The 16,254-nt window shown below is 43.6% G+C and carries 8 protein-coding genes and 1 tRNA gene; 7 read left to right on the plus strand and 2 right to left on the minus strand.

The window, feature by feature from the left end; genetic code table 11:
• Window positions 1–70 precede the first annotated feature (70 nt).
• Window positions 71–1,834 (minus strand): gamma-glutamyltransferase, encoded by a 1,764-nt coding sequence (gene ggt, locus M1D94_RS11430; RefSeq protein WP_072175711.1) that lies wholly within the window; start codon window positions 1,832–1,834, stop codon window positions 71–73.
• A gap of 184 nt (window positions 1,835–2,018) precedes the next feature.
• On the opposite strand from ggt, the gene M1D94_RS11435 reads away from it, so the two are divergent.
• The 3 genes from M1D94_RS11435 to M1D94_RS11445 all read left to right on the plus strand — a co-directional run bounded on the left by M1D94_RS11435 (window position 2,019) and on the right by M1D94_RS11445 (window position 3,235).
• On the plus strand, window positions 2,019–2,249 hold the full coding sequence (locus M1D94_RS11435) for an excisionase family DNA-binding protein (protein ID WP_003231472.1): 231 nt from the start codon (window positions 2,019–2,021) through the stop codon (window positions 2,247–2,249).
• 315 nt (window positions 2,250–2,564) lie between these two features.
• Window positions 2,565–3,110: a site-specific integrase gene (locus M1D94_RS11440; RefSeq protein ID WP_003231473.1), complete on the plus strand. Its 546-nt coding sequence runs from the start codon at window positions 2,565–2,567 to the stop codon at window positions 3,108–3,110.
• A gap of 52 nt (window positions 3,111–3,162) precedes the next feature.
• Window positions 3,163–3,235, plus strand: a tRNA-Arg gene (locus M1D94_RS11445).
• A 93-nt stretch (window positions 3,236–3,328) separates the two neighbouring features.
• Here the strand turns inward: M1D94_RS11445 and iseA are convergent.
• Window positions 3,329–3,874 carry a DL-endopeptidase inhibitor IseA gene (iseA, locus tag M1D94_RS11450; protein WP_004399558.1) on the minus strand — a complete coding sequence of 182 codons (546 nt, stop codon included), beginning with the start codon at window positions 3,872–3,874 and terminating at the stop codon, window positions 3,329–3,331.
• A gap of 285 nt (window positions 3,875–4,159) precedes the next feature.
• On the opposite strand from iseA, the gene M1D94_RS11455 reads away from it, so the two are divergent.
• The 4 genes from M1D94_RS11455 to ppsA all read left to right on the plus strand — a co-directional run bounded on the left by M1D94_RS11455 (window position 4,160) and on the right by ppsA (window position 16,238).
• Complete coding sequence (locus tag M1D94_RS11455; protein ID WP_004399508.1) at window positions 4,160–5,551, plus strand: MATE family efflux transporter; 1,392 nt, start codon at window positions 4,160–4,162, stop codon at window positions 5,549–5,551.
• 133 nt (window positions 5,552–5,684) lie between these two features.
• Window positions 5,685–6,662 carry an aldose 1-epimerase gene (gene galM, locus M1D94_RS11460; protein WP_038830000.1) on the plus strand — a complete coding sequence of 326 codons (978 nt, stop codon included), beginning with the start codon at window positions 5,685–5,687 and terminating at the stop codon, window positions 6,660–6,662.
• A gap of 33 nt (window positions 6,663–6,695) precedes the next feature.
• A complete protein-coding gene (gene dacB / locus M1D94_RS11465; RefSeq protein ID WP_038830001.1) occupies window positions 6,696–8,171 on the plus strand; it encodes a D-alanyl-D-alanine carboxypeptidase/D-alanyl-D-alanine endopeptidase in 1,476 nt (491 codons plus the stop codon).
• Between the two features lie 381 nt (window positions 8,172–8,552).
• Complete coding sequence (gene ppsA / locus M1D94_RS11470; protein WP_456270250.1) at window positions 8,553–16,238, plus strand: plipastatin non-ribosomal peptide synthetase PpsA; 7,686 nt, start codon at window positions 8,553–8,555, stop codon at window positions 16,236–16,238.
• The last annotated feature ends 16 nt before the right edge of the window (window positions 16,239–16,254 follow it).

Here is a 16,254-nt window from a genome sequence, read left to right on the forward strand (position 1 = left end):
CAATGCCCGTTGTTATTAAAGATCTGCATGAAAAAACTGTACTCATTTGAAGCGAGTACAGTTTTTTAATTTATTTACGTTTTAAATTAATGCCGATCGCCGCGCCGTTTCTGCTTGAATCAGCTACACCTTTAAAGGTTCCGTTTTCATGGTCGATCGATATGCTTTGCACGTTTCCGATATCCACCGGACTTGTGCCGAATTTGTGGCCCATCCCGTTTAGCTTGCTGAGGACATCTTTAGGAACTCCGTCTTCGTAACGATAAGAGCTCATGCTGTTTGTATAAATTCTCGGCTCTTCAACAGCCGCTTTTAATTCCATACCGTATTCTATATGGTAGAGAATGGTTTGCAAAACGGATGAAATAATTGTGGCCCCGCCAGGAGATCCAACCGTGAGGACAGGCTTGTCATCCTTAAATAAAATCGTCGGGGTCATGCTGCTTAAAGGCCGTTTGTTTGGCTGTACTTCGTTAGCTCCGCCTGGTATCGCATCAAAATCCGTTAATTCATTGTTTAAAATAACACCGTAATCAGGGACCATAATACCCGTTCCGAATAGCTGTTCGATTGTTGTTGTGTAAGAAACAACATTTCCCCATCGATCAGCAACTGTAAAGTGGGTTGTTTGGCCTTCTACTTTGTCTTTCGGCTGTTCAACTTGTTTATAGTTTGCTGATCCTTCTTGGTATTTCCAAGGGTCACCGGCTTTCGGTTTTTTATTCACTTGATCTAGGTTGATTAATTGCTGGCGTTCTTTGATATAATCGGGGTGAAGCAGGCCTTTGAGAGGAACATTTACAAATTCGGGATCACCTGCGTAAGACGCACGGTCGGCATATGACAAATGCATCGTTTCAGCAAGCAGCTGATATTTTTCCCATGAGCGGACATCGTATTGTGAAAGGTTAAAATCATCAAGGATTTTTAGCATTTGCAATAAGAAAATACCGCCGGAGCTTGGAGGAGGAGTAGTAGCGATTTGATAGCCTTGATAGTCTCCCCAAATCGGTTCATCAATTGTAATGTCGTAATTTTCTAAATCTTTTTCTGTCATTGATCCGCCGAAATCCTGGACAGTGTCAGAAAGCGTCTTGGCGAATTTTCCTTTATAAAAAGCGTCAGTGCCTTTGGAGCGAATAAGCTTAAATGTTTTAGCCAAATCCTTTTGAATAAGGGTATCTCCTTCTTTAAGCGGTTCGCCATTTGGTAAAAATACATCTTTTGCGGCAGTCCGTGAAAGCTTTTCCTGATAATCAGAAATGGCCTCTGCCAACACCGAATCAATCGGAAAGCCTTTTTCAGCGAGTTTAATAGAAGGGGTAATTAATTGCTTCATTGAACGGGTTCCCCATTTATCCAAGGCTTCTTCCAGCCCTTTCAGAGTGCCTGGAACACCAACGGCAGTACCTTTTGTTACACGTTCAGAGAAAGGAATTGCTTTGCCGTTTTCGTCCAGAAACATATCAGGAGTTGCGCCTTCTGGAGCACGCTCACGGCTGTCGATTATCGTTGTATCCTTCGTTTTTCCGTCATACACCATCATAAAACCGCCGCCGCCAATACCTGACATCATCGGCTCTGTTACATTGAGTGCAAATTGAATGGCAACCGCTGCGTCAATAGCATTTCCTCCTTTTTTCAGCACATCAGCACCGATTTCAGAAGCAAGAGGATGTGCGGTCGCAACCATGCCGTCTTTTCCAACATCTACTTGTTTGTACTCATCGTAGCTTTTGGGCGGTTTTTTAGCTTCCGCGTGAAAAGGGACACTTCCAGCGACTAACAGAACACTAAGCAGAGCTGTTAAACAGACGTTCCACGTTCTTTTCATGTTCTCCCTCCTATATGAAGCTGTATTGTTACAATCTTAGCGTAAAAAAATTACAGCGTTTTCACAAGTGACAAATGGTATATTATATAGTACATAAAGCGGTTTTTCTGTGCAAAATTGATTATATTGATATGAGCCATGTGCTATATTAGAATCAGCATACGGATTAAGAAGGGACTGCTATATGTATTTAACGATTGAAGAAACAGCAGAATATACAAATCTTTCAGAGGATTATATTAAAAGCTTGGTGCTCGAAGGGAAAATCAGAGCCGTTCATGACGGGGAGCAATTTTTGATTTATAAGGAACAGTTCAAAACGCATCTCGAACAGCTGGAGAATTACAAAGCACTGGTGCAGGAAATATTAAATGAACCGATCCCGGAAGATATTGATGTAAAGGATGAGGATTAGGACACAATTTGAAATTGTGTCTTTTTTTGTATATTTTTGCGGAAGCTCCAGAAAATTGGGAGTGTCAGATTTCGTTTTAAGAGGTTTTTTGATGATTAGCAGGGGGATAAGTATCCAAGAGGTTAAAAGCTTTATAAGAGGCTTTAAAGCTTATTTTATAGGGTGAAGGTTGGAAGAAGCTTTTTTAAAAGCTTATGTAACACTATGTATATTATGTTACATAAACGCCGCCGCACTTTGACATTCAACGTTTTTCAGCTATAATAGTAACATAGACCTCAAAACGTTACATAACGGTTTTTAAGGAGTTTTTTGATGCATATTGTACAGCCGATTCGCAGTCTAGAGAAAATCCAAGAAGTCAAACAGTATTTGCTTAACAAAAACAAGCGGGATTATTTTCTGTTTATTTTCGGCATCAACAGCGCGCTCCGCATTTCTGATATTCTGCCGCTGCAAGTGAAGGACGTTCAAAATAAAGATCATTTATGGGCGACTGAAAGCAAAACGAAAAAGAAAAGAAAGATTCTTATTTTAGAATCGCTGAAACAGGAAATATACGAGTATACGAAAGACATGAAGGAAAACGAATATCTTTTTAAATCAGTGCGGACCAGGAAGCCGATTTCCCGCATTCAGGCCTACAGAATTTTAAGAGAGGCCGCTGCGGCGTGCGGACTTGAGGAGATAGGGACGCATACACTCCGGAAAACGTTTGGCTATCATTTTTATCAGCGAACGAAAGACATCGCCGAGCTGCAGAGAATACTGAATCATTCATCACCATCAATTACAATGCGGTATATTGGTATTGATGAAGATACAACAAGAGCCGCGTATAAGGTTTTTGGAGGGCTTTAATACAAATCGCTTGAAAATATTGATCATCAGAGCTACTATATAAATACCAAAAGCTCTAGTAGCACAGCGGATAGTGCAGCAGTTTCCTAAACTGCAGGTCGGGAGTTCGAATCTCTCCTAGAGCGTTATATTCACAAAAAGACAACAGGCACTTTTCGCCTGTTGTCTTTCTTTATGCAGACCAAATAAAAAACGCCCGCTTATCCCGGGCGTTTTTCTTATATAACTGCGTCAAATTGATTGACTTTCCATTTTTTATTTTCTTTCACAAATGTCACTTTCCGTTTTGCAGAAGGGGATCCGTCTAATGTAGGGACGGTAAATTCGTATGTGATTGTGCTGCCTTTTTTAGAGATCAGTTTAGCAGTTGATTTTTTCCAATTCAAAAGATTGTCTCCGTCACCGATTGGAACAGCAAGTTTTCCTTTTGAAACAGTGAAATGATAATCTTTAAAGCCTTTTTCGATTGCTGTTTTTGTAAAAATAGGAGTTAAATAATTCACCGCTTTTGCTTTAGTGCCTAGATCACTGCACATGTATACATATTGAAGATTTTGATACTCGAATGTGCCTGATGGGCAAACTGCTTTTTTCACCTTCGGATTGTGTCCGCTCATGGTGTTCCAAAAATGTTCTCTAGCAGATAATGCCAACTGTAATGCTTGTTTTTGTGATAAATCGCCTGATGTATTTTTCGCAAATGCATTTGTGCTTAATGACAGAATAAGTGCAATGGTTGTTAGAAATAGAAGACATTTTTTCATTATCGCTCTCTCCTTCAAAATCTCTTTCTCTTATGTTACAAATGTTACAATAATTACGGATAGATTACAATACTTTTGCATAAATTATTTTTTATTCTTTTACTCACAAAAAATATGCCATTACTTGCTAGTTTATTCTTTATAAGCTAAAAAGATGTGTAAAATTAGAAGAATCGGGAAGGGTTTCATATGTGCAGTGATGAATAATAACATGTTACATATCCTGTTTTTGTCAAAAAATGAGGGCATGTTTAAAAACGATTTCAAATAAAGGAGTCCTTTAATATGGAAACATCACAAGAACCTCTTGTAACTCAAAAGAAAAGCAAACCATCAGTTTGGCGGTCGATGTCACTCTTTTTAGTGCCGCTTCTGCTGAGCAATGTGCTGCAATCAGTCGGCCAGCTAGTCGGGATGATGGCTGTAGGCAGATGGCTTGGTGTTGATGCAGTGGCAGCTGTATCATCCTTTTTCCCGTTATTTTTTCTTTTAATCTCATTTACGATTGGGATCGGTTCAGGTAGTTCGATTCTGATCGGACAAGCTTACGGAGCGAAAAATGAGGAACGGCTAAAGGCTGTTGTCGGGACGACGCTCACGTTTACATTTTTATTAGGCGTTGTGTTAGCCGTCATCGGCAGTATTTTCACCCTGGATATCCTTCGTTTAATGGGCACGCCTGAAAATGTCATTCATGTCAGCGCTAACTATGCACGTATTTTATTTTATGCTATGCCGTTTATGTTTTTATATTTTGCATATACTACCTTTTTGCGCGGAACAGGGGATTCTAAGACACCGTTTTATACGCTGATTGTGAGCACGGTCATCAACATCGCGCTTTTGCCTGTTTTAATCCTTGGCATGTTTGGTTTTCCGAAACTGGGCATATACGGCTCGGCATATGCAACTGTCATTTCCACGATTGCGACTTTTCTCGTGTTAATGGTGTATTTACGAAAGCGAAAACACCCGCTGCAATTTGATAAAACAGTGCGTCGTTATTTGAAAATGGATAAGGAACTGCTGGTTCTCCTGCTGCGTCTTGGGGTCCCAGCAAGCATCAATATGATTCTTGTCTCATTATCAGAGATAGCGGTTATTTCATTCGTCAATCATTACGGCTCTAATGCAACAGCTGCATACGGAGTGGTCAACCAGGTGGCCAGCTATGTACAGATGCCGGCCGTCAGCCTTGGTATTGCGGTTTCTATTTTCGCTGCGCAATCGATTGGGGCAAACGAGTTTGACCGCTTAAAGCAGGTCATTCGCGTGGGGATTTGGCTGAATTATATCATTGGCGGCGTACTGATCATTCTGATCTATGTTTTTTCACATCAGATTTTATCGTTATTTTTAACCGAGCAAGAGACGCTTTACATTGCACACCGTCTTTTGATGATTACATTGTGGAGCTATTTGCTGTTTGGAAATGCCCAAATTATTTCTGCAACGATGCGGGCAAGCGGAACAGTTTTATGGCCGACCGTCATCAGTATTTTTGCAATCTGGGGAGTAGAGGTGCCTGTCGCTTTCGTCCTTTCTCACTATACAAAGCTTGAAATACTCGGCGTCTGGGTTGGTTATCCAGCTGCGTTTGCCGTCAGCTTGCTGTTGATTTATGGGTATTATCAATTCGTCTGGAAAAAGAAACAAATCACACGTCTCATCCAATAGCCTCCGAATCACACCGTTCATAAGTTTGAACGGTGTTTTTTTATTTGATCGAGGAAAATATAAAATGGAGGAAATATGGTACAGTACATTGAATTCTTATACTAGCAATGAATCAAGGAGAGGTTGAGTAAACATGGCAAACTTTATTGAGAAAATCACGTATTTGGGAACGCCGGCCATCAAAGCGGGCAACGAACATCTAGAAATGATTGTTGTCCCTGAGTGGGGGAGCAACGTCATTTCTCTCGTGGACAAAACAACAAATGTCCAGCTTTTGCGTGAACCGGAAACAGCAGAAAGTTTTCACGACACACCAACATTGTATGGCATTCCAATCCTGTTCCCGCCTAACCGCATAAGTGACGGTACATTCAGTTTCCGGGGCAGAACGTATCATTTTGATATCAACGAGAAGGATAAACACAACCATCTTCATGGGTTTCTTTACCATGAAAAGTGGAATGTCGTGACCACGAAGCAAACTGATGAAGGAGTGATTGTTGAAACAGAAATTGATCTTTCTGAGCTTCCCCATGTGCAGAATCAATTTCCTCATCATGCCGTCGTTCGGATGACATACACGATCAAGGGGAATACCCTATTTAAACATGCGACGGTCATGAACAAAGGAAAGGAAGCGTTTCCTTGGGGAATTGGGTATCATACTACATTTGTGTTTCCGGCAGAAAGCTCGTTATTCTCCCTGACAGCAGATCAGCAATGGGAGTTGGATGAACGCCTGCTGCCGACCGGGAAACTGATGGATGTACCGAATAAAGAAGCTTTGCATGAAGGAATGGATTTGCGCCACAAGCAGCTGGATGATGTCTTTTTATCTTCCTATCAGAAGAGGGGCGGAGAAAACCAGGCAGTCATTTATCATCAGCATGCACATATCAGCATTATTTATAAGGCAGATGAACAATTTAAACATTGGGTTGTATACAATGCGGACGGAAAACAAGGGTATTTATGCCCTGAACCTTACACATGGGTGACAAACGCTGTGAATCTTGATTTACCTTCGTCACTCACTGGTTTACAAGTGCTGGAGCCGGGAGAAGAAACGACAGCTAAAAGCAGTATCACCATTGAACTGAATCATCAATAGCCAATGATGAAGCGCAGAGAGGCGGGGAAATGAATGAAAAAAAGCATAAAGCTTTATGTTGCTGTTTTACTGCTTTTCGTTGTTGCTTCGGTGCCTTATATGCATCAGGCTGCGCTTGCCGCTGAAAAACAAGATGCACTTTCCGAGCAGATCGATAAGATTTTAGCTGATCATCCTGCCCTCGAAGGCGCAATGGCCGGCATCACCGTTCGCTCTGCGGAAACAGGTGCTGTTCTATATGAACATTCAGGAGACACCCGAATGAGGCCTGCCTCTTCTCTAAAGCTTTTGACAGCGGCCGCGGCACTTTCTGTCCTTGGCGAGAACTATTCTTTTACAACCGAGGTCCGGACGGATGGAACACTGAAAGGGAAAAAGCTGAATGGTAACCTTTATTTGAAAGGGAAAGGCGATCCGACACTTTTACCATCTGATTTTGACAAAATGGCTGAGAAATTGAAACATTCCGGCGTAAAAGTAATTAAAGGCAATCTGATCGGTGATGATACGTGGCATGATGACATGCGATTATCACCTGATATGCCTTGGAGCGATGAATACACATATTATGGCGCGCCAATCTCCGCTCTAACAGCGTCTCCGAATGAAGACTATGATGCAGGCACTGTGATTGTTGAGGTCACCCCAAATCAAAAAGAAGGGGAAGAGCCTGCCGTGTCTGTCTCTCCGAAAACCGATTATATAACGATAAAGAACGGTGCTGAAACGACTGCTGCCGGTTCAGAGAAAGACCTCACAATCGAAAGAGAGCATGGAACAAACACGATTACAATTGAAGGGAGCGTACCGGTTGACGCAAACAAGACAAAGGAATGGATTTCTGTCTGGGAGCCTGCCGGATATGCCTTAGATTTATTTAAGCAGTCACTAAAAAAACAAGGAATTACTGTGAAAGGGAACATCAAGACGGGTGAAGCACCTAGTTCTTCAGATGTGCTGCTCTCTCATCGCTCAATGCCTTTATCGAAACTTTTTGTGCCGTTCATGAAATTAAGTAATAACGGACATGCCGAAGTGCTCGTAAAAGAGATGGGGAAAGTGAAAAAAGGAGAAGGGAGCTGGGAAAAGGGGCTCGAAGTGTTAAACAGTACGCTTCCGGAATTTGGTGTTGATTCTAAATCACTCGTCTTAAGAGACGGATCAGGAATCTCACATATTGATGCTGTATCCTCAGATCAACTTTCACAGCTGTTATATGACATTCAGGATCAGAGTTGGTTCTCGGCTTATCTAAATTCTTTACCTGTTGCGGGCAATCCTGACAGAATGGTGGGCGGAACGCTGAGAAACCGCATGAAAGACACTCCTGCACAAGGAAAAGTAAGAGCAAAAACCGGATCGCTCAGTACGGTAAGCTCTCTATCGGGGTACGCAGAAACAAAGAGCGGAAAAAAACTTGTTTTCTCTATTCTTCTAAATGGATTGATTGATGAAGAGGATGGAAAAGATATTGAGGATCAAATCGCTGTCATTTTGGCAAATCAATAATAGCGGCAGACCTGTTTTCCAAGAGAAAACAGGTTTTTTTATGTCTGTAATAACGCTTTGTCGAACCTTCCAACAATTAGAAGAATGATGCACAAAAGAAAATTAGTCCGATTAAAAAGTAGTGTATAAGACCTTATGTAAAACAATACTTTTATCACTTTATATCCGGAAATTTGATAAAAAAAGAAACGAAAAATAAAGAAATAATACTATATTCAAAAAAATGTTATAAAAATTTAATGTTTTTTATTGTACTTTAAAAAATATCCGTTAATATAGTGCATATATGGATTATATAGTCATATAATTTCTTTTATTGACATTTTTCTGCTTTTTTCTACTTTTTCTTATCCTCTTATTATGAGAACTGGAGGGAATCCGTTGAGCGAACATACTTATTCTTTAACCCATGCCCAAAGGAGAGTGTGGTTTACTGAACTGCTGGAGCCAGATACCAGCATTTGCAATCTCACAGCCTGTGTGAAATTCAAAGGCAATATTGAGCTTCATACTCTCGAGGGAGCGCTGAATCATTCCATCTCCCGCAACGACGCCATTAGATTTCAGCTGTTAGAAGGAGAAGAGCTTGAGCCGCGATTGCACCTTACTGAATATAAATATTATCCACTTAGAATAATTGATTTTTCAAATGTTGAAATGATAGAAATAGAGCAATGGATTCAGGATCAAGCGAGCATTCCATTTAAACTGTTCAACTCGCCTCTTTATCAATTTTACCTCCTTAGAATTGACTCTCATGAAGTTTGGCTATTTGCGAAATTCCATCATATCATAATGGATGGAATCTCTTTAAATGTGATGGGAAATCAAATTATAGATCTTTATCAAAAAATGAAAAAGAAAGATCCTTTACCTGATCAGCCGGAACCTTCTTACTTGAGTTACATCGAAAAAGAGAGTCAATATCTACAATCTCCGCGGTTTGCAAAGGACCGTTTATTTTGGACACAAACCTTTGAGCACCCGTTGGAATACCACTCGTTAGCCGACCAGACGTCCTTACAAAAACAGAGCACATCTGCATCCAGAGACACCATCATTCTTTCACCTGATCTAGAGCAAACGATTCGAAACTTCTGCGAAGAACACAAGATCAATATCATTTCCTTATTTATGGCTTCATTTTACATATGCATTAGCCGAATCACTTCTAAAAAAGATCTTGCCATTGGCACCTACTATGGCAACAGAGGGTCAAAGGCTGAAAAAGAAATGCTCGGCATGTTCGTTAGTTCTCTTCCAATCAGAATAACGGTTGATCCTGACACAGATTTTCTTTCCTTTGTCCGCACAATAGGCAGGGAACAGCTTTCTGTTATGCGTCATCAACGGTTTCCTTATAATTTGCTTGTAAATGAATTAAGAAATGAACAGAAGGATTTACACAACCTTATCGGTATATCTATGCAGTATCAGCCACTTCAGTGGCATAATGCAGATGATTTTGACTATGAAACAGCGCTTTATTTCAGCGGATACACCGCGAACGAGCTTTCAGTTCAAATACAAGAACGGATAGACAATGGAACCATTCAATTAAATTTCGACTATCAAAATACCTTGTTTTCTCTTGAGGGTATTAAACGAATACAATCTCATCTGCTTACCATACTGGAAAACGCCCTTCAACATCCGCACAGCTTTATAAGAGAATTAGATATGACGAATACAAGAGAAAAGCAAAAATTGTTGTATGAGTTTAACAAGACGGAAGCTGTTTCGCCTAAAGCTTTCACCCTGCATGGGCTGTTTGAGCGACAGGCAGCTTTCACACCGGAGCGGCTGGCCATTCGCTTTTCAGGCGGTTCGCTGACATACGCTGAGCTTGATATGTACGCCAGCCGGCTGGCTGCGCACCTTGCGGCACGCGGCGTCACAAACGAAAGTATCGTCGGTGTCCTGTCTGAACGCTCACCTGACATGCTGATCGCTGTCCTTGCTGTATTGAAGGCCGGAGGGGCGTATTTGCCGCTTGATCCTGCGTATCCAAAGGAGCGGCTGAGCTACATGCTGAAAGACAGCGGGGCATCGCTCTTGCTGACACAGCCGGGATGCTCCGCACCGAACTTTTCCGGAGAGACGCTTGAAGTGGACATGACATCTCTTGCGAGCGAAAAAGCAGAAAACCATCTGTTTACTCCTGCTGACGGCGGTTCTCTCGCCTATGTCATCTATACATCGGGCTCTACCGGGCAGCCGAAAGGAGTGGCCGTTGAGCACCGTCAGGCTGTTTCCTTTCTGACCGGCATGCAGCACCAGTTTCCGCTTTCAGAAGATGACATTGTCATGGTGAAAACCTCTTTTTCCTTTGATGCGTCTGTGTGGCAGCTGTTTTGGTGGGCTCTTTCCGGTGCTTCGGCGTATCTGCTTCCGCCCGGCTGGGAAAAAGACTCCGCATTGATCGTAAAAGCCATTACTCAGGAAAAAGTGACAACGGCTCATTTTATTCCGGCTATGCTGAATAGCTTTCTGGATCAAGCAGAAATGTTAGCGCTTGGTGACGGGACAAACCTAAAGCGTGTATTCGCCGGAGGTGAACCGCTTGCGCCGCGTACGGCAGCCCGTTTTGCTTCTGTATTGCCGCAGGTATCATTAATCCATGGCTACGGGCCGACAGAAGCAACGGTAGACGCGGCATTTTACGTATTGGATCCAGAACGGGACAGAGACCGTTTGAGGATTCCGATTGGGAAGCCCGTACCTGGTGCGCGTTTGTATGTTTTAGATCCGCATTTAGCCGTACAGCCTTCCGGTGTCGCCGGCGAACTATACATTGCCGGAGCGGGTGTTGCCAGAGGTTATTTGAATCGGCCGGCATTAACGGAGGAGCGTTTTCTAGAAGACCCGTTTTACCCGGGTGAACGCATGTACAAAACAGGAGATGTGGCGCGCTGGCTCCCTGACGGGAATATTGAATTCCTGGGACGGTTGGATGATCAGGTGAAAATTCGCGGCTACCGGATTGAACCGGGAGAAATTGAAGCGGCACTAAGAAGTATAGAAGGTGTAAGAGAGGCGGCCGTTACCGTACGGACAGACAGCGGCGAGCCGGAATTATGCGCTTATGTAGAAGGGCTCCAAAGAAACGAAGTCCGAGCGCAGCTTGAGAGCCTGTTGCCGGGCTACATGGTCCCAGCCTATATGATAGAAATGGAACAGTGGCCGGTTACACCAAGCGGAAAGCTCGACCGAAACGCCCTGCCAGCTCCTGGCGGAGCGGCAGATGCGGAGACCTACACGGCGCCGAGAAACGTGACTGAGATGAAGCTTTCTCAGCTGTGGGAGGACGTGCTGAAAAATGGCCCTGTCGGGATTCACGACAACTTTTTTGACCGCGGGGGGCATTCCTTAAAAGCAACAGCGCTTGTCTCACGGATCGCCAAAGAATTCGATGTACAGGTGCCGCTAAAAGATGTGTTTGCCCATCCGACGGTAGAAGGACTGGCTACCGTTATCCGTGAAGGAACGGACAGTCCATATGAAGCGATTAAGCCCACTGAAAAACAGGAAACCTATCCGGTTTCCTCTGCCCAAAAGCGGATTTATGTCCTTCAGCAGCTGGAGGACGGAGGGACAGGCTACAATATGCCGGCTGTGTTAGAGCTCGAAGGGAAGCTCAACCCTGAAAGGATGGACAGAGCTTTCAAAGAGCTGATCAAGCGCCACGAGTCGCTTCGTACCTCCTTCGAACAGGACGCAGGAGGCGATCCGGTGCAGCGCATCCATGACGAGGCGCCGTTTACGTTACAGACTACAGTTCTCGGCGCACGAACCGAACAGGAGGCCGCAGCCGCCTTTATCAAACCGTTTGATCTCAGCCAAGCGCCGCTGTTCCGTGCCCAAATCGTAAAGGTATCAGATGAGCGGCACCTGTTGCTGGTGGATATGCATCACATCATTTCAGACGGTGTTTCCGTCAACATTCTGATTCGGGAATTCGGCGAGCTGTACAATAATCGGAAGCTTCCGGCACTGCGCATTCAATATAAAGATTATGCCGTATGGCAAGAAGGATTCAAAACAGGAGACGCGTACAAAACGCAAGAGGCGTACTGGCTGAAGCAGCTCGAGGGCGAGCTGCCTGTGCTGGATCTTCCGGCTGATCATGCCCGCCCGCCGGTGCGAAGCTTCGCTGGTGACAAGGTCTCATTTACGCTGGATCAAGAGGTTGCATCAGGCCTTCACAAGCTGGCACGAGAAAACGGAAGCACACTGTACATGGTGCTCCTTGCAGCTTACACCGCGTTCTTGTCACGCTTAAGCGGACAGGAGGATATCATCGTCGGCTCGCCAATTGCCGGCCGTCCGCACAAGGATCTTGAGCCGATACTCGGCATGTTTGTGAACACGCTGGCGCTTCGGACACGCCCGGAGGGCGGGAAGCCATTCGTACAGTATTTGCAGGAAGTGCGTGAGACAGCATTGGAAGCCTTTGAGCACCAGGATTACCCGTTCGAAGAGCTTGTTGATAAGCTTGAATTGACACGGGATATGAGCCGGAACCCAGTGTTTGATGCGATGTTTATCCTTCAAAATGTGGAAAAACAAGACATAGATCTGAGAGAAATAAAAGTCCGGCCTGCCAATTTCGCACATCACATTTCCTTATTTGATATCACATTAATAGCTACGGAAATAAGTGGATCTATTTGCTGCGAAATGGAATTTAGTACAGAAGTATTCCTGAAAGCTACGATTGAACGCTGGGCTGATCATTTTATCGAATTTCTGCATGAGGCACTTTCAACTCCTGAAACAAGCCTTGCACAAATAAACATACTTAGTGATAAAGAAAAACAAAAAATAGTCTTTGAATTTAACAAAACTCAAGTTGAATTTGCTCAAAAAGATATTCCTTTTCATCGCATATTTGAAGCGAAAGCTGAAGAAATTCCAGAACATATAGCTGTTATTGATAACGAAACAGAGATTAGCTATCGCCTTCTAAATGAAAGAGCCAATCGTCTGGCACGAACATTGCAAAACAGAAAAGGACCGAAGCCAACTGTGGCTGTTTTAGCCAAGCGGTCCATTGATGCAATTGTTGGAGTGCTGGCAGTGATGAAAGCTGGCGGAGTGTATATCCCAATCGATTCACATTATCCAAAAGCCCGTATTGAATATATTCTTCGTGATAGCGGAGCAGATATTCTACTTTCACAGCAGGAATTGAAGCATTTGATTTCGAACTCGCCTGAATCTGAGATGTCTCATATCTGCCTTGACGATGAAAGCTCTTATGAAGAAAGTAATTGCAACCTTAACTTATCTCCTGCTCCTGAAGAGGCGGTATATATCATTTATACGTCAGGAACGACGGGTGCGCCTAAAGGTGTTATTGTCACCCATCAGAACTTTACTCATGCTGCTCTTGCTTGGCGTCAAATTTATGAACTGGATCGGAAGCCTGTCAGACTGCTTCAAATCGCGAGCTTTTCATTCGATGTCTTCTCAGGAGATTTGGCGAGAACATTGTCCAACGGCGGGACTCTAATCGTTTGCCCAGATGAAACACGGCTGGAACCTGCTGAAATATATAAGATCATGAACTCTCAGAGAATTACGGTGATGGAGTCGACACCGGCTCTCATTATCCCGGTGATGGAGTATGTATACCGTAACCAGTTCAAGCTCCCTGACTTAGACATACTGATTCTTGGTTCCGACATGGTGAAAGCTCAAGATTTCAAAACATTGACAGACCGCTTTGGTCAAAGCATGCGCATCATCAATAGCTATGGTGTCACAGAGGCAACCATTGATTCGAGCTTTTATGAAACAAGTATGAGTGGAGAGTGTACGGGCGATAACGTACCAATCGGCAGCCCGCTGCCGAATGTACGCATGTACGTACTCAGCCAGACTGATCAAATTCAGCCGATCGGCGTTGCCGGCGAGCTGTGCATCGGCGGGGCAGGTGTTGCGAAAGGCTATCATCATAAACCTGACTTAACGCAAATGAAATTTACAGAAAATCCATTTGTCTCTGGAGAAAGGCTGTACAGAACCGGTGATCGAGCATGCTGGCTTCCAAACGGAACGATCCGGCTTCTTGGCCGAATGGATTATCAAGTGAAGATAAATGGATACAGAATTGAAACAGAAGAAATTGAAAGTGTTCTGCTTCAAACGGGGCTTGTCAGAGAAGCTGCTGTTGCCGTTCAGCATGATAAGAATGGACAGGCTGGTTTGGCAGCATATATTGTGCCTTCAGACGTCAATGCGAATGCTCTCCGTGCTGCTTTAACAAAGGAGCTGCCAGCGTATATGATTCCTGCACATCTGATTCCTTTAGAAAACATGCCGCTAACCCTAAACGGAAAGCTGGACAGAAATGCCTTGCCGGCTCCAAATAATGTGTTATCGCGTCCATATACCGCACCAGTTAACGACATGCAAAAAACGTTGGCGTATATATGGGAAGATGTACTGAGCATGTCACGAGTCGGCATTCACGATTCCTTTTTTGAGCTTGGCGGAGACTCAATTAAAGCATTACAAGTGGCAGCACGTCTGGCAGCTGAAGGCTGGAGCATGACAATACGCGACTTATTCCGTTATTCAACGATTCAGGAACTATGCGGACATATCACACCATTGGCATCTCAAGCGGACCAGGGACCTGCGGAAGGTGAAGCTGAACTCACCCCGATTCAGCGAAGATTTTTCGGACAGGTACATGCTTTTCACTATCATTACAACCAGTCCGTCATGCTTTTCAGTAAAAAAGGATTCAATGCTAACGCGCTTCATCTAGCGCTGCGTAAAATAACCGAGCATCATGATGCCATTCGCATGATTTTCCAACGTGACCAAAACGGCCATGTCATTCAGTTTAATCGTGGAATCAATCACAAGGATCATGAACTGTTTGGCCTTTATATTTCAGATTGGACAAAAGCATCGCTGGAAAGGGCTCATCTTGATGAAAAACTTGCCGCTGAGGAAACCGTCATTCAAAGCAAAATGAATGTAGAAAAAGGGCCTTTGCTGCAAGCAGGTTTGTTTAAAACGGCAGAAGGGGATCATTTGCTGATTGCACTTCATCATCTTGTGATAGATGGCGTTTCTTGGAGAATTCTGCTTGAAGATTTAGCTGCAGCATATCAACAGGCTTTAGAAAAGAAAGAAATCCAATTACCGCCAAAAACGGATTCTTATTTATCCTACGCCGATGGTCTTACCCAAATAGCTGAAAGTAAACAATTGCTTTCAGAGAAACCGTATTGGCAAACGATTTTAGACGCTCACACTGCTTTTCTTCCTAAGGACATAGAAAATGTGCCGGACAGACTCCAAAAGAACAGCGACGCAGCAGCGTTTGTACTATCCGGGGACTGGACTGAAAAATTGCTGTTTGAAACCCAGCAAGCCTATGGTACTGATGCCAACGAACTTTTGCTTACAGCTTTAGGAATGGCGCTTTATGAATGGACTGGGCATGACCAAGTCGTGATCAGCACTGAGGGACACGGCAGAGAAGGGCATGTGCCAAACATTGATATTTCAAGGACAGTTGGATGGTTTACTTCCATTTATCCTATTCTGCTAGACATGGGTATTCCCGAGCCTTTCGAGGATCAGCTCGCATACCGAATTAAGACGACAAAAGATATGCTGAGAAGAGTACCGAACAAAGGAACTGGATACGGATTGTTAACACACATAGGAGAACTGCGGCATAAAGAGCCTGAGGTCAGCTTTAATTATCTCGGTCAATTTAGCGAAGAGAAGGAAGCTGATACGTTTGAATTATCATATTACCAGCCCCGTTACGAAATAGCGGGTGAGAGAGAACGAGAGTATGAGCTGGACATCAACGCTCTCATTACGGACGGACGGCTTCAAGTAAAAGCGGTATACACCCAGGTGTTCAGCAAACACTCAATTGAGTGCTTTATGGATCGTTTTCACAGGCATCTTATCGAGACGATTGAGCATTGTTCGCAGAAAAAAGCACGCGAAAAAACATTGAGCGATTTCAGCAATAAGGAATTAACGTTGTCTGCATTATCTAGCATCGAAGATCTCGTGAAAGATCTTTAACTTTTGAAAAGGTGTG

The organism is Bacillus sp. JZ109, assembly GCF_053903135.1.

What these genes read in the sequence shown, in the direction of transcription:
- ggt (WP_072175711.1), bottom strand. Translation starts at nt 1,834, where the DNA reads ATGAAAAGAACGTGGAACGTCTGTTTAACAGCTCTGCTTAGTGTTCTG.
- M1D94_RS11435 (WP_003231472.1), top strand. Translation starts at nt 2,019, where the DNA reads ATGTATTTAACGATTGAAGAAACAGCAGAATATACAAATCTTTCAGAG.
- M1D94_RS11440 (WP_003231473.1), top strand. Translation starts at nt 2,565, where the DNA reads ATGCATATTGTACAGCCGATTCGCAGTCTAGAGAAAATCCAAGAAGTC.
- iseA (WP_004399558.1), bottom strand. Translation starts at nt 3,874, where the DNA reads ATGAAAAAATGTCTTCTATTTCTAACAACCATTGCACTTATTCTGTCA.
- M1D94_RS11455 (WP_004399508.1), top strand. Translation starts at nt 4,160, where the DNA reads ATGGAAACATCACAAGAACCTCTTGTAACTCAAAAGAAAAGCAAACCA.
- galM (WP_038830000.1), top strand. Translation starts at nt 5,685, where the DNA reads ATGGCAAACTTTATTGAGAAAATCACGTATTTGGGAACGCCGGCCATC.
- dacB (WP_038830001.1), top strand. Translation starts at nt 6,696, where the DNA reads ATGAAAAAAAGCATAAAGCTTTATGTTGCTGTTTTACTGCTTTTCGTT.